This is a genomic window from Plectonema cf. radiosum LEGE 06105 (genome assembly GCF_015207665.1).
In the GTDB taxonomy this organism is placed as follows: Bacteria; Cyanobacteriota; Cyanobacteriia; order Cyanobacteriales; family Nostocaceae; genus Rivularia; species Rivularia radiosa_A.
This window is the reverse complement of sequence record NZ_JADEWL010000012.1, coordinates 25,400-48,220: the sequence shown is the minus strand read 5'-3', so window position 1 is coordinate 48,220 and position 22,821 is coordinate 25,400. Positions and strand designations below refer to the sequence as shown.

Annotated in this window: 24 protein-coding genes; 5 read left to right on the top strand and 19 right to left on the bottom strand. The window is 39.2% G+C overall.

From position 1 onward, the window contains the following. Positions 1-111: 111 nt before the first annotated feature. Entirely contained in the window at positions 112-297 is a 186-nt protein-coding gene (locus tag IQ247_RS06000; protein WP_228059512.1) for a hypothetical protein, read from the top strand. A gap of 86 nt (positions 298-383) precedes the next feature. Here the strand turns inward: IQ247_RS06000 and IQ247_RS05995 are convergent, their stop codons facing one another. From IQ247_RS05995 to IQ247_RS05950, 10 genes are all read right to left on the bottom strand, one after another. After that, positions 384-911, bottom strand: coding sequence for a vitamin K epoxide reductase family protein (locus tag IQ247_RS05995; RefSeq protein ID WP_193918026.1), 528 nt, complete (start codon positions 909-911; stop codon positions 384-386). Between the two features lie 100 nt (positions 912-1,011). After that, positions 1,012-1,818, bottom strand: coding sequence for a sterol desaturase family protein (locus tag IQ247_RS05990; RefSeq protein WP_228059511.1), 807 nt, complete (start codon positions 1,816-1,818; stop codon positions 1,012-1,014). Positions 1,819-1,934: 116 nt separating this feature from the next. Further along, positions 1,935-2,501, bottom strand: coding sequence for an LLM class flavin-dependent oxidoreductase (locus IQ247_RS05985; protein ID WP_228059510.1), 567 nt, complete (start codon positions 2,499-2,501; stop codon positions 1,935-1,937). A gap of 125 nt (positions 2,502-2,626) precedes the next feature. Then, positions 2,627-3,163, bottom strand: a complete 537-nt coding sequence (locus tag IQ247_RS05980) for an LLM class flavin-dependent oxidoreductase (protein WP_228059509.1) — start codon at positions 3,161-3,163, stop codon at positions 2,627-2,629. 104 nt (positions 3,164-3,267) lie between these two features. Next, the gene (locus IQ247_RS05975) at positions 3,268-4,299 is read right to left on the bottom strand and encodes a dihydrodipicolinate synthase family protein (RefSeq protein WP_193918023.1); all 1,032 of its coding nucleotides are present in this window, start codon (positions 4,297-4,299) and stop codon (positions 3,268-3,270) included. Between the two features lie 4 nt (positions 4,300-4,303). Further along, the gene (locus tag IQ247_RS05970; protein ID WP_228059508.1) at positions 4,304-5,149 is read right to left on the bottom strand and encodes an SDR family NAD(P)-dependent oxidoreductase; all 846 of its coding nucleotides are present in this window, start codon (positions 5,147-5,149) and stop codon (positions 4,304-4,306) included. A gap of 6 nt (positions 5,150-5,155) precedes the next feature. Beyond that, positions 5,156-5,746: a peroxiredoxin-like family protein gene (locus IQ247_RS05965; protein WP_228059507.1), complete on the bottom strand. Its 591-nt coding sequence runs from the start codon at positions 5,744-5,746 to the stop codon at positions 5,156-5,158. Positions 5,747-6,181: 435 nt separating this feature from the next. Then, positions 6,182-7,405 carry a zinc-dependent alcohol dehydrogenase gene (locus tag IQ247_RS05960; protein WP_193918021.1) on the bottom strand — a complete coding sequence of 408 codons (1,224 nt, stop codon included), beginning with the start codon at positions 7,403-7,405 and terminating at the stop codon, positions 6,182-6,184. 72 nt (positions 7,406-7,477) lie between these two features. Further along, the gene (locus IQ247_RS05955; protein WP_193918018.1) at positions 7,478-7,903 is read right to left on the bottom strand and encodes a DUF4383 domain-containing protein; all 426 of its coding nucleotides are present in this window, start codon (positions 7,901-7,903) and stop codon (positions 7,478-7,480) included. A 278-nt stretch (positions 7,904-8,181) separates the two neighbouring features. Then, positions 8,182-9,465, bottom strand: a complete 1,284-nt coding sequence (locus IQ247_RS05950; protein WP_193918016.1) for a cation:proton antiporter domain-containing protein — start codon at positions 9,463-9,465, stop codon at positions 8,182-8,184. A gap of 363 nt (positions 9,466-9,828) precedes the next feature. Between IQ247_RS05950 and IQ247_RS05945 the strand changes: the two genes are divergently transcribed. The 3 genes from IQ247_RS05945 (at position 9,829) to IQ247_RS05935 (ending at position 12,466) form a co-directional block, all read left to right on the top strand. Next, positions 9,829-10,854 carry an SDR family oxidoreductase gene (locus tag IQ247_RS05945; protein ID WP_193918014.1) on the top strand — a complete coding sequence of 342 codons (1,026 nt, stop codon included), beginning with the start codon at positions 9,829-9,831 and terminating at the stop codon, positions 10,852-10,854. Next, positions 10,851-11,717 carry an MBL fold metallo-hydrolase gene (locus IQ247_RS05940; protein ID WP_193918012.1) on the top strand — a complete coding sequence of 289 codons (867 nt, stop codon included), beginning with the start codon at positions 10,851-10,853 and terminating at the stop codon, positions 11,715-11,717. The genes IQ247_RS05945 and IQ247_RS05940 overlap by 4 nt, the downstream gene beginning before the upstream one ends. 524 nt (positions 11,718-12,241) lie before the next feature. Further along, the gene (locus IQ247_RS05935; protein ID WP_193918010.1) at positions 12,242-12,466 is read left to right on the top strand and encodes a KGG domain-containing protein; all 225 of its coding nucleotides are present in this window, start codon (positions 12,242-12,244) and stop codon (positions 12,464-12,466) included. Positions 12,467-12,848: 382 nt separating this feature from the next. On the opposite strand, the gene IQ247_RS05930 is transcribed toward IQ247_RS05935, so the two are convergent. From IQ247_RS05930 to IQ247_RS05890, 9 genes are all read right to left on the bottom strand, one after another. Then, a complete protein-coding gene (locus tag IQ247_RS05930; RefSeq protein WP_193918007.1) occupies positions 12,849-13,223 on the bottom strand; it encodes a sensory rhodopsin transducer in 375 nt (124 codons plus the stop codon). Further along, positions 13,223-14,053, bottom strand: a complete 831-nt coding sequence (locus tag IQ247_RS05925; RefSeq protein WP_193918005.1) for a bacteriorhodopsin — start codon at positions 14,051-14,053, stop codon at positions 13,223-13,225. Before IQ247_RS05925 ends, IQ247_RS05930 begins: the two co-directional genes overlap by 1 nt. Positions 14,054-14,137: 84 nt before the next feature. Next, a complete protein-coding gene (locus tag IQ247_RS05920) occupies positions 14,138-14,707 on the bottom strand; it encodes a general stress protein (RefSeq protein ID WP_193918003.1) in 570 nt (189 codons plus the stop codon). Between the two features lie 231 nt (positions 14,708-14,938). After that, positions 14,939-15,271, bottom strand: a complete 333-nt coding sequence (locus IQ247_RS05915; RefSeq protein WP_193918000.1) for a hypothetical protein — start codon at positions 15,269-15,271, stop codon at positions 14,939-14,941. A gap of 765 nt (positions 15,272-16,036) precedes the next feature. After that, positions 16,037-18,487: a glycoside hydrolase family 31 protein gene (locus IQ247_RS05910; protein ID WP_193917998.1), complete on the bottom strand. Its 2,451-nt coding sequence runs from the start codon at positions 18,485-18,487 to the stop codon at positions 16,037-16,039. Positions 18,488-18,535: 48 nt separating this feature from the next. Further along, positions 18,536-18,838, bottom strand: coding sequence for a hypothetical protein (locus IQ247_RS05905; protein ID WP_193917996.1), 303 nt, complete (start codon positions 18,836-18,838; stop codon positions 18,536-18,538). A gap of 152 nt (positions 18,839-18,990) precedes the next feature. Continuing rightward, positions 18,991-19,833: a hypothetical protein gene (locus tag IQ247_RS05900; RefSeq protein WP_228059506.1), complete on the bottom strand. Its 843-nt coding sequence runs from the start codon at positions 19,831-19,833 to the stop codon at positions 18,991-18,993. Positions 19,834-19,880: 47 nt separating this feature from the next. Continuing rightward, positions 19,881-20,510, bottom strand: a complete 630-nt coding sequence (locus IQ247_RS05895; RefSeq protein WP_193917994.1) for a hypothetical protein — start codon at positions 20,508-20,510, stop codon at positions 19,881-19,883. Positions 20,511-20,860: 350 nt separating this feature from the next. After that, a complete protein-coding gene (locus IQ247_RS05890) occupies positions 20,861-21,619 on the bottom strand; it encodes a hypothetical protein (protein WP_193917992.1) in 759 nt (252 codons plus the stop codon). Between the two features lie 610 nt (positions 21,620-22,229). On the opposite strand from IQ247_RS05890, the gene IQ247_RS05885 reads away from it, so the two are divergent. Next, on the top strand, positions 22,230-22,775 hold the full coding sequence (locus IQ247_RS05885) for a CAP domain-containing protein (protein WP_193917991.1): 546 nt from the start codon (positions 22,230-22,232) through the stop codon (positions 22,773-22,775). Positions 22,776-22,821: the final 46 nt, after the last annotated feature.

Sequence of the window (22,821 nt, the reverse complement as noted above, 5' to 3'; positions counted from 1 at the left end):
GATGGAGCGAGTGCGCGTAGACCATGGAACGAGGGTTAAGGACAATGGGAAGCCGGGGAAAATTGGGAGTACGTCGAAAACCCACACTCCCACGTAGTGCAAACCAAGGGAATGGTAGACCATCCTATCAAGGGAAACAGCCACACTCCTGAAGAAATAGAGTCAATGAATCGTACTCTTAGTCGTCAACGTAGCCAAGAGGTGAAATCTGCAATTGGCATAGGTTCAAATCAATGGTCGAGCTATCCTCAACAAAAACTTACTAGTCCCCGAAATTTAGAGGAGAAAACGAAGTAAGTTAGGGTATTTAGAGAATATTAGGTAAAAGATAGAGGTGATTTATATTGCCTCTATCAATCATTAGCTCAAGGGTTCCCCACACCTTACGCACTCGTGCCAGAGTTGTCCTTGCTTTGACCGAGTAGGGTGCGGGCGGCACTGGTCATTTCAGGTATCGCGAGGGCCAGAGAGGCAAAGGAGCAAAGCGTCGCAATTTGGCAGTATTCACAGAACGCTTTATTCTCTCTCCATTCCTCACGCGCTAGCTCGGCAGATATGACTGCATCAACCAGGATTTTTGTACCCATTGCAAGCGGCAGGAGTGGATTTTTCTCTGCCCGATCCTGTCCACCTGCGGCAGCCAACCATGCTGTAATGCCATAGTTGACCAACATTATTGGTCCATCCGGACTATTGAAACGACTGTAAGCATATTCAGATGCATCAACACGGTCTGCATCAAAAATCGATATCGGCGGATCTGGTAAGTGATCAATCACTCCAGTTTGGTAGAGCGAGACGATTTGCCCCATCGACGCACCGAGCATAGATAAGCTAACAATTTGGCGACGTCTATTTAGGTCGGGGCTGTTGCCTTCCCGTAGCTCGTGGCTTAGTTGTTGTGGATTCATAAGCTGTAGTCCTCTTTGGTATTGCCTTTCGGTTCATTTTAGGGAACTGGCAACTCCTCATCCTCATCCTTAAGTCAGATGTCCTAGGTTACACTTTATTTCAGCTATAACTTTCCTGGCGATCGCTCGATTGATCTACCTCTTCAAGACTGACCATGTGGGTGGGGTCTTCACCTAAGACCTCCGGATTTCTTTTAACAGAAGTTTGGTCTGCTTTGAGCCAGTAATTCCTTTGATGACGAAAGGGGATGAGCAGAACATTTAATAGCATATTATCGTTTGGCTCTGAATAAGCCGGAACCCCGATTGTAATTTCTGATTGAGGCACGTTCAAATGTAGAGTATGATGCAGCCTGTCCCACCAAGGGAAAATGACCGAATAATTAGAATTGGTTTCTTCTTGTACCCAGGAGTGGTGAATGCCGTGCATCCGAGGTGTTACCAACAATCGATTCAGCCAACGCTCCAACGGCAGGGGCAGGTATACGTTACTGTGGTGAAAAAGGGTATTGGTTTGGTAAACCAACTCGTAGATGACATAAGCCCAAACAGAAGCACCAATGAGAACCACTTGTATCCCACGCACTCCGATAGATAGTATCATCTCGACAAAGTGAAACCGGAAGCCCGTCGAAACATCTAAATCTGGGTCGATGTGATGAGCATTATGAAAGCGCCAGAGAAAAGGAATCTGGTGGTTTGCTCGGTGCCAATAATAGAACGTTAAGTCTAACAACAAAAAGGCGATCGCCCCTTGCACTAGAGGTTGAAGAGGCATCTGACGAACCAGTCCAAACGATTGTCGCTCTGCCCATTCAATTGTGAATAAAGCAGTTGTTTGCACCATCACCAAATTGATCGCAGCGGCGATCGCACTGACACCAGCATTGACCTTAATACGTTCCATGAGCGAACGTGTGGGTTCCCGCAATGGGTTAAGTCGCTCTAACAAAAACAGAACCAGGAAAACCCCGCTTACGATGATTGGTAACAAGATCAACAACATGGCGGTTATTAAATATATTATTTTGCGAATGCTGGTAAAACCTTTTCACCAAATACCCTAATAAACAACTCTTGTTCTCGGTTTACATTGTGTAAAATCAGTTCATCAAATCCTAAATCAATATATTCCTGGAGCCAGTTGACAAATTGCTGAGTATCTGAAGAAATCTTTACTAAATCGTATAATTCCTTTGGTTGAACAAACTCCCCGGCAGCATCAAACTGCTGAGGAGTTCGTAATTCTGCCATCACAATGTTCTTAAAAATATTATTTCGCCATTGCTGATGAGCTTTTTGTAACGCACTTTCTTCATCGCGATCGTAAGAAAGCTGCACTTTTAAAATCATCGGTTTACCTTCTCCACCACCTTCACGAAAAGCATCAACAACTTCTCTTAGTTTAGGAAGTGGATGAGAAATCGTAATCAATCCATCAGCCCAACTACCAAGCCATTTTGCGGTTTCAGTGGTGATAGCGGCTCCAAAAATCAGGGGAAGAGTTTGCGGACGAGTATAAAGTTTTGCTTCTTCAACGCAAACTAAACCGTGATGAGTTACTGTCTCTGCTATATAAAAACTAGACAAGTCTAGACTTTTATTTCTTGTTTCAACGGGGGCATGGGAGCGGTTAACCCTCAACAAGCTTACACGGTTAAGCCATCCGCGTGATTGTTAAACATCTTGATGTAGCTACGGTTTTTGCATATCAATCAAGAAAGCTTTTCTAAGATTTTAGCAAAAAACGAAGCATAAAATACATCAAAAAAATATAGACAATTGTCCCGAATTGACATTGCTTGTCTACAAAAAAGGTTACTAGTCAAAGCTCCCCCCCAAAGAGCGCGGATAATATCGACACATTCTTTCAGACGGGCATTACGTTGAGATTTACACGGCCAGTGTTCGCCGGTAATATGTTCATTAAGCGCTTGACCGCTACCTACAGTTAGCCAGAAGCGATTAGGAAACATCTCTGCTAAAGTAGCCGCAGCTTGAGCGATAATCGCTGGATGGTACCGCTGACCGGGAGCGCAAACTACACGATAGGAAACTGTTGGAGTAGCTTGCATCGCTGCACCCAACCATGACCAAGCAAAACCACTTTGTCCTTGTTGTTCGCTCCAAGGATAGAAATGGTCGGAAGACAAAGCGAGGGTAAAGCCTGCTTGTTCTGCCATTTGCACCCACTTAAGTAGTTCGCTGGGCTTAAATTGTTCGTGGGAAGCGTGATATCCAATAGTCGGCATAATTATTTTTTTGAGAAAATAATTTGTTATGGGGAAAGCTGATAACGGAATAGAGAAGGATTCATCATTAACAAGTTCGTACTGCTCGTTACACAACAATTCAATTAAACGCCCTCATAATTACTCCGCCCCAGGTAAAAAGCCTCATCATTGCCATCGGGTTGTATGCCAATCATCCGATAGCTCTGGCGAATCTGTTCCATTTCATGTTGGTGGAGTTTCATTGATGGTTGGCGCGTAACTCCACCATTTCCACCGACACACCATTGGTAAAATTTTTGGCGCGTCCAATGATAAGTTCCTAGCATCGGATTGTACATTGACTCAAAGGTTCTGCGTGCTGGTGTCAGCCTCCAGTACAATTCCATCCCATGCTCGGCTTTATTGGAATCATTCTCCCGTCGAGCTTGTAAAAGTAAGTTGAAGTATTCAACCAGGTAAGGTTTATCGGGTGACTGAAACACCTCGTAAATTCCTGCTCCCATCCACTGTAAACCCAAGTGTAGTAAGCAAGTAGGTTGATAACTTTCAATGGGACATCCGATAAGTACCTGATCACCAAAGCGATGTAGACATTCTGCAATCAGTCCCATTTCACCCAACTTTACAGCAATCACATTTTCACAGTTATCAACAAGACGATGTAAAACATCGATGGGAAAACCAGAGGGATGAAAGCGTAAATAATTGAAGTGAGGGCTTGGGTAGAGAATGATGCCCATATTCGTTGATTCACAAATGTTGCGCGACTTTTCATAAATTTGCTCTGGAGTGTTAGGATACCAAGCTGTCGGATAACCGAGTAGAACAGCATCCACTCCGACTTTTTGAGCGTGTTCAAGCATCGCAAACTGCTGATTCCATGAGTCAAAAAGTAAAGTTGTTGTCACCTTGATTTTATCGCCCGCTTCATCACAAACAATGGAAACAAACTCTTTAGCTTCTGCAAAACTCAATCCGCTTTCCGTTGCAGCTAAGCAAGAGAAAAACCCATGTTTAATCGACTGTCGAACATCATGACGAATTCCCTGCTCGTCAAGTTGTGCCAAGTCTGGAGTAAACGACGGTATAATCGTATTTTCAACTCCAATCATTGTTTCCCTTGCGTGCTGTCGTAAATCTGTTTTAGATACCACTTTTTTACGCTCCTTGTCCCATAAACTGCATCAGTCCGCCATCTATGACCAACGTGGTGCCGTGAATATACTTAGCATCACTTGAAGCGAGGAATACAGCGGCATGGGCAATTTCTTGAGGTTCAGCTGCCCGCTTCATGGGAATGGACTGCACCTGCTTTTGCCAAACCTCTGGATCATCTTTGGCAGGTTCATTAAAGGGAGTCAGCACCATTCCTGGTGCAATGTTATTGACGTTGATGCCTTTTTCTGCAACCTCTAACGCTAATGTGCGAGTCAGGTTCCGCAGACCACCTTTGGCAATGTCATAGTCCGCCGCTCCGGCTCTAGGAATTTCCTGATGGACGCTGGTGATGTTGATGATTACACCCCGCTTATCTTTGCCCTCTAACCCACGAATGAAGTGTTGACAGCACAGAAACGGACCATAGAGATTGGTCTTCAATGCTTTGTCAAAGCGCTCATAGGGCATATCTTTTACTGGAATTCCGGCTGAATCTATCCCAGCATTATTTACCAGAATAGTAGGTGTACCTAACTGCTGCTGCGTTTTTTGAAATAAGCGATCGATCTGATCGGGTTGAGCTTGATCTAACGGCACAACTACCGCTTTGCTACCCGCTTCTTCAACGAGTTTACGGGTATGCTCTGCCCCGTTGCGATCATCGAGATATGTAATAGCAACATCGGCACCCTCTCTGGCAAAGGCGATCGCAGTTGCCTGACCAATTCCAGAGTCAGAACCTGTGACGACAGCAATTTCTCCTTTCAAACTTTGTTCTTTCATGATGTAATGGTTTACCGATTCGAGATTACTTAAATAAGGCGACTTATTGAGCCAACCAGTCATATGTCCCTATGCTTCAGTGCCACGTAAGGGATATTGATTTTTCAATATAAAATCGATGCCCGATGCAATATCACTCAAATGGGGACGAGCAAAAGGACCGCTGTTGATGACGGCATAAGCGACCGTGCAATCGGGTTTAATCAGAAATAGAGCGGGTTCATTAAACAGAGGCGGTTCTTTCTCTGAGGCTCCTTTGGAGATATAAAGCCCCCACTGCCGCATTGATTCAATACTCAAACCATAGCCGATGGGAACCTGTGCTACATTCCACTCTTGTTTAGTTGTTTGGGCGCAGTCTTGGTTGTCTCCACTGATGGCGATCGTTTCCACGCCCAATTCTTTAAATTCCTCTAACCGTTGCTCCAATTCACCCAGTTGCTCTTTGCAAATCGGGCAATGCAATCCCCGATAAAATAGAATCATTGTGTAGTTTTGAGGGTGTTGATCGGCTAGTTTCCAAACATCACCATCCACCGTTTGAACTTCTAAAGACGGAGCCAGAACTCCGGTTTGCAGTTTAGTTGAGGTTACTTGTGTAGTTGTCATACCTATTCTTCGGAAAATGATTGTATCAAACGAACCTGATATTATTTGCATTTATATTTATGCGATATTTTGTTGATATCATAAAATATCTATTTATTAGATTATTAGATCAAATAATTTAGGTGGGGGTAATAATTCCCCACTTATTCGCTTTTACCTAATTTAACGTCAATTGGATGACAACCATCGCTTCGGTTTGTACATAACAGAAGTCGGCTTTTTGAGTATAAATATCTGTAACACACTTACAAATCTCATAAAAACCCGACTTCTTATATTGTTATATATAAGTGAGTGGACAAAATAGTTTGTGTCATTGCGAACGGTAGTGAAGCAATCTCAAAGTATTGCGATTGCTACGTTACGCTACGCTCCACTCGCAATGACAAATATATAATTAATTTTGTCTGAGTACTTATTATGTGAGGTCGTTTTTTCACCGTCGAATTGACGTTAATTTAATACAGAATCCAATACAGAGATTTGTTAAATTGCCACTTTTTGTGGTACCAACTCTACCTTCATCCAACCAGCTTGCCTTTGATCAAATGCTTTATATGCATCAATTACAGACATCAGCGGCTCGATTTTAGTCAAGATTTTTGCAGGGTCTACTGTTCCATTGCGAACCATATCTACCAACGTAGGAATATATTTGCGGTGATTGCAGTTACCCATGTTGAGAGTTAGATTCTTATTCATTGCCATACCGATGGGGAAGAAATTATGGCTTGGTGGATACACGCCGATAATTGAGAGTGTACCGGCTTTTGCTAACGCTTGAACTCCCCACTCTAATACTTGAGAAGGAGCGTTACCCGGATGCCAATTTCCGTTTTGAGGATTGGTTTGAGGGGCAATTTGCTCTAATTGCTGCTGAAACTGTTGCGCTTTTTGTTGTGCTTTTTCGGCAGCAGGTCCACTATCGGGAGCATTAGCATCGACACCAACAGCATCAATGACTCTATCTACACCAATTCCGCCGGTAAGTTCGCGAATCATTTCAATCGGGTCTTCAGCATTAAAGTCAATGACTTCTGCACCCAGTTCTCGTGCCATTTCCAACCGTGAAGGGATTGTATCCACTGCAATTACACGTCCTGCACCAAATAATTTGGCGCTGACTATAGCAAACATTCCTACCGGACCGCAGCCAAAAACGGCTACTGTATCTCCTGGTTGAATTTCCGCAATGTCAGCGCCAAAATAGCCTGTAGGAAAAATGTCAGAAATCAGGATGGCTTGGTCGTCTGTTACCTCGTTAGGTAACTTCACCAATCCCACATTTGCATAAGGAATCCGAGCATATTCCGCTTGCAATCCATTAAAAGGACCCGTGCTTTCTGGACCACCGAAAAACGCTGTCCCAGCATCACTTCCGTTGGGGTTGGCATTATCGCATTGAGCTTGATACCCGCTACGACAGTAAGAACAGGAACCGCAAGCGATAGTAGAAGGAATCACAACGCGATCGCCTTTTTTGAGATTCCGCACATTAGCGCCAATCTCTTCTACAATCCCAATGCCTTCATGTCCCAAAATCGTTCCGGGTTTCATTCCCGTAAACGTTCCCCGAATCATATGTAAATCGGTACCGCAAATTGCGCTGGAAGTGAGACGGATAATTGCATCTGTCGGGTCTTGAATTTCCGGTTCTGGAACATCATCAAGCCGAATATCTCCGATTCCATGAAAAACAACTGCTTTCATCGTTAATTCTCTTAATTTAGGTGTTTATATTCAAGTTTTGTCTTTATCAAATCAGTCAAAAAATACGAACTATTATTGAACTGTTCCGGTTTTTTCTTGACTGGGAACAATAAAGCCAAAGTAAGCACCTGCAACTGCTATCAGCGCATGAAGCCAGACATCATTCCCGAAAATAGGAATTAAGCCGAATGATATATTAGCAAACGGAATTAAGCCCATAATCGCAAGTAAACCATAAATTACAGCTAAACTGCGAGAATACAGACGCGCCAACACAAGATTGCCATTGATCCCAATTCCCCAAGCACCGAAGACCAGGTGTACGATATTATGCAAAATATTGATGGGAAACAAACCCATCAGGTAGCCGTATCCCGTATCGATGATTAACTCTGGCGATGTCGTTGCAGGTTTGGTCACGAAAAAAGGGATAAATCCCATGATTCCAATACTTAAAAAAACAATACCCATAATTAGAGCAAAGTTACGAGTTCCCATAATTCAACTCCTTGATTTCGATTTGCTTATCAACAATTAACTGTATTAATTTCAAGACTATTCACTTTAGATTTATTTTTACTTCTCCTAAAGGAATAAAAATCTTTGTATTCCTTTAGACATATTCAGTGCCATATAAAATTTAGAAATTACCTATAGATAGATTTTTCTGGGATAAACGCCATTTGATTCGTTAGCTACGGTTAAATATTTTTTTGCGTAATAATACTTAATGTTTGCATGATTATTTTTTGGGATAGTTAATTTTCTTCTTTTTCTTAAGTTTCCGGCTCTTGATTTTGTTGTTTGTTTTTACTCGACTGGCTATATAAAAGACTCAAAGGAACAGCCGTGACACCATGAACTAAGACCGAGCCAGCAATACAAAGGCTCGCAATATACCAGATTTGATCAATACCCGTCTTATGGACGGTCAAATTAGCATAGTAGATAGCTGCAACACCAATCGGACCAAACCAGCCGATAAATAGAGCATCTTTTAAACCATTAGTATGAGGTATAAAGCGATTCAATAATAACAAAGCAGGTAAGCGACGAAAAACTAAAATAGCAATTACCAAGAACAAACCATTCCATCCTAAAGTTAACCATTCGCTCCAAGGAATCACTAAACCAAAGAGAGTAAAAATCAAAACAGTGACAATTAAATCCAACGCTTCAGTAACATTTTCTTCATTGATGCGATCGTTCTCTTCTACTACCATGTCATAACCAATTCCAGCCATAAACACTGATAAAATGCCATCGCTACCAATTAGCTTAACGCCGCCGAGTACCATAAAAGCAAGAGCAAGTACATAAGTAAAAAATGACTGTCTATCAATTAATTTTTTTCTTTGCGCCAATTTGAGCAGTTTTCCAGCAAGATAGCCAGATAGTAAACCAAAAAGAATCGCTACTCCTACATCCCATAACCAAATGACGGAGAACCAATGAGATAGCGCTTCTTGAGGAGGTCGCATCAATAGTAAAAGCGGTAAAAACACAAATGGATAAGCTAAACCATCATTGAGTCCAGACTCAGCCGATAGCAGGTTGCGAACGCGAGACGGTAATTTATCTTCGGCAAATTTACCCGTAGCTATAGTAGCTGCTAACACCGGGTCAGTAGGTGTAACCACTGCGCCAATTAAAACAGCGACCCAAAAGTCAATATCCAAAATCCAATAAATAAGTGCGCTATTAACAATCCACATCGCTAACATCAAAGGTCCGAGGAAAATTGCGAGACTTCGTAAGTGAGAAAACGGATAAGCCGAACGTAACCGTAAAGCGGTTGAAATCAGTTGAATAGAAATCGTCAGACGCGCTATTTGTTCAACAATGATATCCTGGGTTCCCCAAGCTTTGACATCAAAAATGTTAAGACCAATTGGTCCAAAAATTACACCTAGTAAAACCGACAAAATCGGAGCAGAAAGATAAAGTCGTTCTTTGATAAAGCGAGAGAGCAAGGCATAAATATAGATCAAACCACCCAAGGCAAGTAAAGCGATATTAAAGTGCGTCGGATCTAAATCGGCAAGAGTAGTAACAGGCATTTGATTATGGAGATGAACTACACTATCTTAAATTTCGTTCAGTACCGATTACTTGCAAATCATCCTTGTGATGTATAAAGTTATATTTTGATTTTCACCCTATAGATAGATTAATCTTCTGTTAAAAAAAACAAATATTATTAATATTACTATATTAAAGATTGTGCTTAACTAAGATTTTATTTTTACAAAAATTAAGTTAATAGTTAAGCTGCGAAAATATTTTTAATCAGAAAAAATGAATTATCAATCATGCAAATATGATTATTTAATTTTTGTAATTATTTTTGTAATTATGAGATATTATTCGCCGTTTGCTTCAGCTTCCAAGTGTAATAAATCAAAATAAGGAACAATTTCATTATGCAATTAAAGCCAATTCCTCAACAAGTAGTCTCTATCGTCGGAGCTTCGAGTGGTATCGGAAGACAAACCGCTCTTGATTTTGCTAAACGAGGAGCTAAGGTAATAGTTTCAGCGCGAAACGAACTAGGACTAAAGTCTTTGGTAGACGAAATCGAATCGAATGGGGGTAAAGCAAAGGCAATTACTGCCGATGTAGCCGATTTTGACCAGGTAAAAGCAATTGCTGATTATACAGTTGAGCAATATGGACGAATTGACACTTGGGTTCATGCTGCTGCGACTGGTGTGCTTGCACCCTTTGAAGAAATTACTCTAGAAGAGTTTGAGCGAGTGATTGACGTTACTTTTATGGGACAAGTGTATGGAGTAAAGGCAGCATTACCCTATTTAAAGCAGCAAAAACAAGGAGCTTTGATTCATATTTCCTCAATGGAAGGTAGACGTGCTTTGCCACTGCAAAGCCCTTATTCTGCTGCCAAACACGCTCTTGAAGGCTTTTTAGAATCCCTGCGAGTAGAGTTGCAACACAAGGGCATCCCTATTAGTGTTACTAGCATTTTACCAGCAGTAATCAATACTCCTTATTATAACCATGTTCTGACTAAATTAGGAGTCAAACCCACGGGAATACCGCCCTATTACTCACCTAAGTTAGTAGCTGATGCTATTCTTTACGTGGCAGAACATCCTACCCGTGAATATATTGTGGGAGATGTGGGACGAATTCTAGATGCTTTAGAGCGGCTTTCGCCGGAATTAGTCGATGGATTATTAACGGCAATTGGTTTCTCAGGACAGAAAACGAATGAACTCAAATCAGCAGACGGACCTAACAATTTGTTTACACCAATGGAGGGATACAACCAGGTTGAGGGAGATTTTAACGAGCTAGTAATACCGAGTATTTCCGATTGGCTGGTGAAAAATCCGGCGCTGAAGTGGGGAGCATTAGCTGCTGTAGGAGCCGTCGCTTCATTGGCTGCGATAGCTTTAGGTAATAGGAATCAAGGGTTAGAATTATGAACCAAATAAGACAATTAGCCCTACCGAGCAATGGAAATAGTCAAGAAGCAGACTTTAATAGTGGTTCGCTGTTTTTTATCGGTAACGCCACCGTGCTGCTGCGCTATGCTGGATTGACAATTTTGACCGATCCGAATTTTTTGCATCAGGGTAACCACGTACATCTAGGTTATGGAATACGCTCTGCACGCCGAACTAATCCGGCAATGGAAATAGAGGATTTGCCTGCTCTAGATATGGTTGTGCTGTCTCATATGCATGAGGATCATTTTGACCGTGTGGCAGAGGCAAAACTAAATAAAAATTTGCCTATCATTACTACCCATCAAGCGGCTAGTAGTTTAGAAAGTAAAGGGTTTAGTGCTAGCCAAGCCTTAAATACTTGGGAAACAATGACTGTTACTAAAAATGATGCCTGGGTGCGTATTACAGCGATGCCGGGAAGACATGGACCGCAAATACTCAGTGCATTACTACCGTCAGTAAACGGAAATATGTTAGAGTTTGGGTCAACAATAGATATAGATAAAACATTGTTTCGCCTCTACATTAGTGGAGATACTTTGATGTATGAGGACATAAAAGCAATTCCGCAAAAATATCCCGATATTGACTTAGCTTTGCTTCACCTCGGAGGAACAAAAATCTTAGGAATTCTGTTAACTATGGATGCTAAACAAGGTGTGCAGGCGATTGAGATTATTGCACCAGATTTAAGTATTCCGATTCACTACAATGATTACACTGTTATGAAGTCATCTCTTGAGGAATTTATGCAAGCAGTTACAGAAGCTGGACTTGATGAACGAGTAAAGTATCTGAGCCACGGCGAGACTTATACATTCGATGTGTCAGGTAAATAGTTTTGGTTCTTCAGTACATAGTATGCTAAATATGAGTAAAAAATGGCTGTAGTATTTGCTGTGCAAAGATTTCGAGTCTTACTCAATTCATTTATTACTAATATCTTTCTTTTCTTTCCTTCTGCCTTCTGCCTCCTGCCTTCTGCCTTCTTACGACTATTTAATTAGCATACTAACTACTGATTAGCCATAGTTTTTAGAGAAGAGTAGTTTTAGTTATTTCAAATTTATGATTTTTATCTCATACTTTAGTAAGATAACGTGAGTTGGAGAAAAATCACATAAGTCGGGTTTTTACGATAAATAAATATTGCTCACATCAAAAAATAGATAGTAATAAAAACCCGACTTCAATAGCAGTTTTAATTATTTCAAATTTATGATTTTTATCTCATACTTTAGTAAGATAATTTTGATAAAAATTTAGCATTTTGGTTATGCCTTTAGAGGGGTTAATAAGCTTTCCAAGATAAATAAACTAAAACTAGATTTTTAATGAAGCATTAATTTAGGAGAAAACCAAAATGGCAGATAATAATAAAGACCAACGCGGATTCGCATCTATGGATGAAGAAAAGCAACGCGAAATCGCTAGTAAAGGTGGAAAAGCTGCTCATGAGAAAGGAAATGCCCATGAGTTCTCTTCTGAAGAAGCTAGAGAAGCTGGCAAAAAAGGCGGTGAAGTCACCAGCCAAGATAAAGAACATATGTCCGAAATTGGTCGTAAAGGTGGTCAAAATAGCCACTAATTTAACCACAGTTAAAGCTTCGGCATATATATAAAAAGCTGGATTAATTAACTGTCAGACAAGTAAAAAAGGCGCATTTATTTTAATTCATCAGAATTAAGATGATAGCGCCTATCTTGATGTATTTTCTCTAGTTTTATCGCTTTTATTTCACAAGAAAAATGTCTCCATTATTACTAATAAAAGAAAGAATTTTCGCACGCGCCCGAACTGGATGAGAATAATAAGTATGTGAGTAAGAAGCAAGGGATATTTGCCAGAAATCTGCACTAAAATTTGGATTTAGAAGTGACAGGGGTTCTTAAATCGAATGGCATGGCATACTTCTTGTTCTGAATGGCTTCCAGTCCAGAGGTAGAAAATTTCTATGGCTTTGTACTCGCTAATTGCTGCCATAGGCTATGGTGCTAAGTAAGGCATTCTCTGCTTGACGGGAATCGAGACGGGTGTGCTGCACAACAATTGGCACATTCGATTCAATAACACTGGCAAAGTCGGTATCGAGGGGGATTGGTTTGGGCTCTTTGAGATTGTTGAAGCGAATATGCTTTGTACGTCGGGCCATAACAGTTTCTTTATAAGGTCCTACAGGTTCTTTATCGCTGTAAAAGATGGTGATTTCCACGTGGGCATCTTCGTCACCAGCATTGAGAATACAAACTGTTTCATGGCTGGTGAATTGCGGTTCTGGTCCATTGCTATAAGCTGGTATATAACCCTCTGCGATCGCCCATCTTTTATGTCCAATTGCTTGCATTATTGGATGTCTCCTGGTAAATATCGTGTTTTTCTACGTGAGTGCGATCGCCTTGGTTGTGCGACAAAAGTTGCAAATCCCATCATCCGCATTACACCATCTACACTTTGATCCAGACGAGTTTGGGTGTCAGAACTACCTAGATTGCGTAAACCATGCAAATCTAAGAAACTAAAGCCCACTTTGGAGAAGAAGGGAATCAGACAAAATAGAAATGTATCAACTGATTGATCGAAAACTCGAAAACCCGAAGGACCAAGAATCCATACAGTCGGATAGCAGATCCATAGCACTGTGAAATAGGTAGCTATCTTATTGTAAAAACCGGACAGCGCTGAGTCTTGACTACTAGCCTTAGCACGCAACGGACCCCAAATTCCGGCTAAAATAATCAAGAAGGCGACGACACCGTTGACATACCACAAATATCTCACCCAAGGCACAACTGAAAGATCGGCAATCAAACCACAAACAACTACAATCACTTGAGTCATCATCAAAGAGGCAATTAACGTCCAATCTTTTTTGTGATGACGATGCATTGCTGTCCAAGACAAGGCTAAGAGTAGCAAAGGTGTGGTCACAATCCAGTCGATGTAGCGAGCAAAATGAGTCACCTGTCCCGCTACTTCAATTTTTCCTTGTTCTAACTCCGCACCTGGTAAAACCATCGATAAATAAGCGAGTCCTGACCAGATGGGAATAAAAGCAGCAACTAAATACTCATATTTAGGGACACCACGAGGCTTTCTACCGAGTATTATAAAGTAGAACGCTCCCGTTGCCATCCCTGCAATGTATAGCCAATGCCACAAATCCTGCGAATCCACAAACTACCTCATTATAATTCTACGTAAAACAACAATGGTCTGATAAATAAGAAGCGTCTGTAGACTGGTATTTATTACCAAATATTACAATCCAGCGCGATTGCGAACATTTCCAGTCATTGGTGAGTTATAAATTTCCCAATCTCGCACTCCTTGATTTCTCAGAATCGATTCAGCGGTGTTAATTTCTGTTGGGGTTCCTTCAACCAGCACGACATAATATCCTTGGGAAAGTTGATCGTTATAATAATTTGCTCGTTCTTCGGGTACTCCCCAACCAATCAAAGCACCAAGTAATCCACCGCTAGCCGCACCGATACCACCACCAATCAGAGTATTTGCCAGGATTATCCCTATTTCCGCTGCTGGACCGACACCAGGAATTGCTAAGACTCCTAAACTGGGTATTAAACCAATTATTCCCCCCGTGACTCCTCCAGCGGTTGCTCCGGCTTTGGCTCCTCCTTTAACTTGTTCATCGTTGGATTTTTCATAATCCGTACCGCTTACCTGCTCCTGACCTTCAGCATTTTTGACAACTATGGAAATTTTATCCATATTGAAGCCAGCGTCTCTTAATTCATGAAGCGCTCTTTCTGCTTCTGGACGAGAAGCAAAAGTACCAACTGCACGTTGCATTTCATTCGTATACATGATTTTCTCCTTAAGTTAAGTAATTTGTTGTCTGATTTAAAATTAATAGATATCTCTGGTAAATAAGTTTTCTTCCAGTCATTACAATGGGTTTAAGCTTAATTTCGGAGATGCCTAATATTATAAATTCAGATTTTTTTCAAAATTGCTATTAGTTGTATAAGTTAACAGCTTTCCAAAAACTACACAACTATTTAGAATTTAAGTTTTCTCGAAGCAGTTTTACATTTATTATCTCCTTTTTGGTGCATAATCACTACAATTTACGGCTTCTACACTCAAAACCAGCGCAGGTTGTACCGCACAGGGAAGGTGTTGGTTATTATCAAAAAACTGACATTTACGACAAGGAATAGAATAAAAATGTTTGAGACTAACAACTTGGGTATATAAATTTTTGCGATATTTAATTTGCTTAATAAAAACAAATGCCAAAGTGATGACAAAAGCCACAGGAATGATTGCTAGTCCAGTTTGGATGCTCGTGACTTCGCCAGAAGGCGGAATATTTGGCGATATTTCGCGAGTGCTTGGTTGAGTTATAATTTCTGTCCTGGGTGCCATTTGACCATTTTCTTTAATTTCAAAGGTTGACAATTGTGAATCTAGTTTATGAAATATTAATTTATTTATCTGTCGCTAAAGGAGAATGTTTTAGTAATTTTTTGATTAAGAATATCGAAACAGAAAGGTCGTCGTCTCTTCTTAAACATTGTGAGGTTTTGCTCGTTAATTCTCAATCTACATCTACAATCTAGTGACAACAAGAACTTTACATAAATTGAATAGATTAAGAACTTTTATTAAAGTGATATCTCAAAAAGTCAGATTCATACACCTATCTATGGTTAGGTTAAAATATTGACCAGTGCTATGTCATAAGATAGTTTTTTTTAATCGGTAGAAGTATGTAAAATCACGATTTTGTTTATCAAAAAATATTTTTGTTAATTTTCTTGAAGTAAATATAAATCTTTATAGCAATATTGTACTTAAATTATAATAATTTCTTATATTAATAACCCGCTTTTTCAAGTAATTGCCCTAGCTGCAACAACGATAAACAACTACTTGAGCTATTAATATTAGTTATACTCTATCGTTACCTAAATTTTATATATAAATCTTATATTTATTGGATAAAGTTGGATAAAGACAGGAATAGCCGCAAGTGTCACAAAACTCGGATGGTGCGTGACGCTACAAACCTTATTGCTACGCTCAAATTAACTCTAAACTACACACCCTACAAGAAAAATGTGCCAGTTGCGGCTATTCCTAAAAGATTATTGAATTCAATGCAAGAAATTAAATTTTGGCAAAAGCGGATTATTCATATTCACTAATTAATTCTCCTTCAAACAATACTTCTTCAAATTCCTCAATTTCTAAGCAATTTTTTTCACAATTAACCTGCTTACCATCAACAATAGCTTTGTGTAATTCAAACCCGTGGAGATGAAGTTGGATTCTTTCATAAGTCAAAGGATAATTTCCTTGTTGTTGATGTGTTAATTTCAAGTTTTTTTCGTCCCACTTGAGATAGAATTTATCTAAACGCCAATCACCGTAACCATCTCCTGCATCACTATAAATTTCACCTCCGCTACTTGCTTCTAGTGGTGGATAAATATGGAGAATTAACTTATTTTCCACTTCTAAAGGCAAAATACTGCCTGCTTTAACTAATAACGGTATTGTTTCTAAGGGTGCGTTAATTGTGATTTCTTGTCCTCCTGCTAAGGAGGTATCGTTCCAAAAGTCATACCATCTTCCTTTGGGTAGAATTATATTGCGATTGCGTTTTCCTTCTTGAATAATTGGATACACTAGCAGTGCTTCACCTAATAAAAAGGCATCTTCTATATTCCAAAGTCGAGTATCTTGTAAATCAGCCCAAAATAAAGGACGAATTGGAGGATATCCGGTTTGAGTTGCTTGCCACGCTAAGGTGTAAAAATACGGTATTAGTTGATAGCGCAGTCTCAAATATTTACTAACAATATTTAAAGTTGATTCACCAAAACCCCAAGGGGTGCGAGGCTTGGCATTATTTGCCGAATGGGTACGGAAAAATGGTAAAAAACTAGCCATCTGGAACCAACGCACGTAAAGTTCTGGACTCGGATTACCCTTGAATCCACCGATATCTGGTCCGCTGTAAGGTATTCCCGACAGTCCCAAATTCAACAGAGTCGGAATAGTCTGTTGCAAACCAGCCCAAGAGGTTTCTATATCTCCCGTCCATGTCCAAGCATAACGTTGCAGTCCCGCCCATCCGGAGCGCGAAACAATAAATGGACGTTTTTCTGGTTGATATTCACATAAAGCTTCATAGGCAGCTTGTGCTTGAAGTAATCCGTAAACGTTATGTGCTTCTCGGTGGTCACCACCTCTACCTTCCATTGAATGTTGTGTAGAATAAGCAGGTAAAGTCGAGTCACCCCAAAGGGTAAATACCCCCGGTTCGTTCATATCGTGCCAAAAGCCTGCAATACCTAAATCGAGCAGATATTCATACTGACGACTCCACCAATGACGAGCTTGGGAGTCTGTAAAATCGGGAAAAGCACACATTCCTCCCCAGACTGGTGCTAAAATTAGTTGACCGTTCGGTTGCTTGCAAAATACACCTTGAGCGCGTCCTTCTTCAAATAATTTATTATGGCGATCGCTCTTCACTCCTGGATTAATAATAGTGATTAATTTAATATCTTTCTCTGCCATTTCTTGCGTAAATTCACGCAGGCTAGGAAAACGGTCAGGGTCGATAGTAAAGGCACGAAAATCATCCATACAATCAATATCAAGATGGATTGCACTTACAGGTAAATTATACTGTTCAAATCCTTGGGCTACTTTTCGTAATACTTCTTCCTTTTCATATCCCCAGCGAGACTGATGATAGCCAAAAGCCCACCGTGGTGGTAACGGTGGGTGTCCGGTTAATTGGGTGTAGCGTTGGATTAATTGAGGGGGTGAACCTATGGTAAAGTAATAGCGTAATGCGCCGTCTTCAAAATCTGCAACTGCAAAGTCTTGGAAACTAAAATTAGCCGGGAAAGTATTTTCGTAAAAAATTAAATAGCTACCATGACTGTGCAAACCCATGTATAGAGGAATACAAAGATACAGAGGGTCGGTACCATTCGTATATATACCACCTGCATCAAAGTTCCACATCCGGTAAGTTTTAGGTTGATTAATGTTATCTGGTGAAGTGCGAAGATTAAAGGGTGCAGCTCTTTCTCCTAAACCGTAAATGCATTCATCAGGACGTAGTTTTGCTTGATGTACCCAACCATGGTTTGTTAGGTTAGCTTTAATTTTGCGCTGTGGAGGTAGTTCTTCACGTAGTGTAACTCCCTTAGCATCTTGAAATTTAAGGCTACCATCGGAAGCGATAATTATTTGCAAATCATCAGTAGAAATTAACCAGTTATCATCTTTTGATTGAAAATCAACTTCAACTTTTTCCCAATTATGATGAGATATTGCATAAGGAACCGGAAGTTTACCTGGTTTCCAATTAATTCTGACTAAATTGGTAGTTATAAAATAAATTTCTAATTCGACTTCTTCTTGAAAATAAAATATTCCTCCATTTGCTATTTTTTCGGTACGGATAATATTAGTTGGTAATTTAGTCGCTTTTAAAAGTTTGACATCCTTAAATTTGCGTTCTAGTTTATCCCTTTGCATGGAATAAAAGAGCGAACCAAAGAACCGTTTTAATTTAATTAACCGCAAATTTAGAGATACTTTTTTAAGCAGATTCATGAGCTTTACCCATTATAAATTTAGTAAATATAAAGGTCATGTTTATCATCAATCTAAAATTGAAACTCTAGAAGGATAAACAGTATCGGCAATCAATACGGGTTTTTCTTTGTACTCTAATTCTAATTCTTCTTTTAATTGTGCATCCCAAGTTAATTTATAATCTTTTTCTAATTCTGTAACTATAAATGGGCGCAGAACACCTGTTAAAGCTACTGTTTGTTGATTATTTACAGCCATTGCAGGAATCGGATTCAAAACTAATAAATCTTCTTCACCAAGCAAATCGTCTTCATCCAAGGTGAACATTTTCGGATTTTTAATATTTTCTATTTCTCCAGTCAGCGCCAATCTTCAAATTATGAACGTAACAATAAGGAACCTGTGTGTCACCCACCAATTACCGATTGTGACACTTGCGGCCATTCCTGAAAACATTGAAAAGACTGAGATAAGATAATAAAATTTCTAATCCCAGCCTGAGTTCAAAAAACAAATTTAACTTACTCGGAAATTGCAGAAGGATATACACTATCAGCGACAAATACAGGTTTAGTACTGTATTCAGCTTCTATACTCTGTTTAAGTTGTAAATCCCAACCTAAATCATATTCGCGTTCAAAATCAGCAAGTACAAAGGGACGAAGTACCCCGGTAACTGCTACTACTTGATCATCTTGAATCGCTACTTTTGGATTAGGGTTGACAACTAATAAATCTGTAGCACCAAATAACTTTTCTTCATCCAGGGTAAAGGTGTTAGCATCTTGAATATCTTCAACTTCACCTGTTACTGCAAGTCGTTGATTATAGTATTTCTGAGGATTTTTGGTAATATCACCAGGATCGGGTGCTAATGCAATAGACTGAGCGATAATTGCAGGTTTATTTTCGTAGTCTGTGTAGTATTCTGTGTCTAAGTCTAAATCATACTCGCGTTCGATATCTGCTACTACCAAATTGCGAACTATACCCGTTACCTGAACCTCTATATCATCAGCAGGTAGAGTAAAAGGTTCTCCCGAAGCGTTTATAACTAAAATAGGTTCGCTACCAAAGAATTTTTGGTCGCTAACAGTAAAGGAAGCAGGACCAACTTTATCTACTGGTTCGCTTCTTACAGTTACAGTTTTACCAGCTAATGCAGCAGTATTATCTACAACATCCTCAGTAGTAACGTTACCCGTACCAGGAATATTTGCTTCTTCGTTATTAGCACAAGCGGGAAGTACTAGAGCCATTAAAGACAAAGCGATTGCACCCTGAAATTTCCCAAATTTTTTCATAAATTTACCCTTATTTTGACCTAAATTAAATTTGATTCTTTGTTGACGAATTCGATTCATTTTTCTTCACTCTGTGAAATTAGATAGATTGCACTATTTCTTAATAATTAATTCAAGAAGACTTGTCCATCCTTCTGAATCCTAATAACACCTTGGTTATCATCCAATGTCGTTTCTTCATCCAAAGAAACTGTTAGCATACCGTCTTCAGTAGATATTGGCATTACCTTCAACCATCCTGCATCTTCCCGTACTAAAGTAATGGTCGCAGGAGTAGGAATTTCCCGTAAAACTACTTCTTCTGTTGCCGGTAAGATTCTAGTCTGAGTATGAGTAATGACTTGATAGGATATGCGAGCGTTAGTGTCATTTTTTAATGTGACGCTGACTTTACCATCCATCATTGGCTTGACGGTAGCAATAGCAGACTGACGAGCTTCCGGTGCAGGTGGCTGTATCGGTCTTACATTGGTAGCTCTTGGTACTACGTTAATTGATTGGTCTACAGCTTGTCCGGTTTGATTCCAACGGATAGTAGCAGCATTAGGTGTACATTCTGCTGGTACTATTAACTTACTATTGTAAGGTTCCTCGTAATAGATTTTCGGGCAGGGATTACGCTTCGGATTGGGACGAGCAGGAATCGCAAATGCTGTTAATGGAAGGAATGGAATTACAATTGCTAATCCGCTTAAAAGTTTTTTCCAGTTTTTGATTTTTCTTTGTTCTTTAAGCATAAAAACCTCTTCAATATTCACATTAGTTTTTTGGTAATAGGCAATAGGTGATAGGTAATAAATGAAAATTATCTATTTTTATAAATAAATATAAACTAATTATTATCAATTAATTAAATTATTAAATCATTTATTGAATTGATTTATTGAATTTAATTTTAATTTATAATTTTTTCATAATAAACTCTTCTAGCTAAGGCAATATTTATGATTGTTTTCATAATCTATCTTTAGAAAGAAGGTTGAATATCCTTAGAGATAGTAGAAGACAATTTTTCCAGTATTTTAATTTCAACAAAATTAACTTTGCATAAATTTGCAGAAAATATAATAAAAAATATTAAGCTCGATTACAAAGCTAAAAGTAACACGCTATAAATTGCTGCACCCAATGCAAAAGCCCAAAAACAGCTTTCTCGTTCTTCGGGAAGTTCTTCTTTAAGTACATTAAGAACAATTCCTCCTGCTAAAAAAGCAAAAAGAACGGCTATTGTTGTTTCTCCAATTTGAGTCGCACTACCTATTACCCATCCTACAATAATTGCTGCTGCTAATATCCAACGTCCAATATGGTCGTAAATACCTTTGTGATTTTCTCGCAATCCGAAGTCGTTGACAACAAAGTGCAGCGCCATTGCTAAACTATATAACAATAAACCTTGGGTATTTTGCTCTTCTCGATGCGTCAATAAATAGCCAATTAAAGCATTATAAAATGTAAAAGAAGCAATATGTACCCAAAATACTCCTTGAGTTGTTGCGTCTCTTTTACCTGCTTTTTCTTGATTTTCACGAGATTTACTCGCCATTTTTTCTAACCCGTAAAATATGCTTAGTCCTAATAATGCTAGTAGGTAAACGTGATTTTCTAAATAAGATGTCAACTCTTGTTGTGTTTGATTTAAAACTGCTTGATGTTCGCTTAATTCCGGCAAAATATGTACAAAAACGTAAGCAACAGATACCCCACCTGCACCGCTCAACCAGCGACTACGAGGAATTTTAGCAAAGCGTAGTTTTCCACAAAATAAATGGGTTAACGCTAATCCAACGGCAATTAATGCAGTTAAAATCAGACTCGCGGATGTGGATGACAATGATTCATTCATTAATTAGCAAGCTATAGCTACAACATTTTTCTCTATATTTTTTTAATTTAATTTATTTAATACTCGAAAGTAAATTTATTTTGATCGCGACTTATCCACGAAAGTACAATTTACCCCCAGACTTCTAGTCTGGGGCTATACAAGCAACGCCCTGTTAAATAACTTGCTGTTACCACACTCATAGCAACAATGAGAATATAATTTCTCACGGATCATTCACGATTGGCATAGCAAGTTTTAATATATCGTTACTTCATGAAGTTATTAATATTAAATTATTATATTAAATAAATTTTTGCTTCTAACTAAAAGTAGTATTTATTACTTAATTAAGTATACTGTAGTCATCAATACTTAATTTTTATTCAAATTGATAGTTTTGATACTGAGTCCGAATATTTGCTTAAATTGTGTTTCAACTTTTTGAAGTCTTCATTGATAATTTGGAATCGCTTAATGTAAAAGTTCCTTTAATTAGCTAGTCTTGACGGCTAGATGAGGATATGCAAAAATCTGGAGACTAATAAAATACTTATTCTAATACGGGTATATAAAGAAACTAATAATTATCAATTAGCGTCTCAAGACCGTATAAACCATGTAATTGTCCATGAGCGGAAAAACTATTCTTGGTATTGCTTTTACTACACTTGTTCTGGGTAGCGCAATGACGACAAAACCTGTACCTGGTCATACGTCTACAAGCGAACCGACGGTAAACAAGCCACTGTCAATTCCATCACGTCCGATAAAACTATCTACTAATATAAAAACTACTGATTTAGAAATGGCAATATTTGACCAAATAAATCAGTATCGGGTTTCTAAAAAATTGCCAAAACTAAAGCTAGATGAGAAAATTTCTAAGCAAGCGAGGATTCATAGCCAAAATATGGCAAAGCATCAAGTACCCTTCAGTCATAATGGATTTGCCAAGCGAGTTGATAGTATCTCTATTAGCTATAACAATGCGGCTGAAAACGTTGCTTTCAATTCTGGATATGATGATCCTGTTGCGGAAGCGGTAACGGGTTGGATCAAGAGTCCGGGACATCTCAAAAATATTCATGGTAAGTATAACCTGACTGGCGTTGGTGTCGCTGCTAATAGTGAAGGCGAGTTTTTTCTGACACAAATTTTTATTCTTAGTAGATGAGTTTGATTTATGATTTTTTTGAGCTATAAAGTAGTGTTTGCTTTTT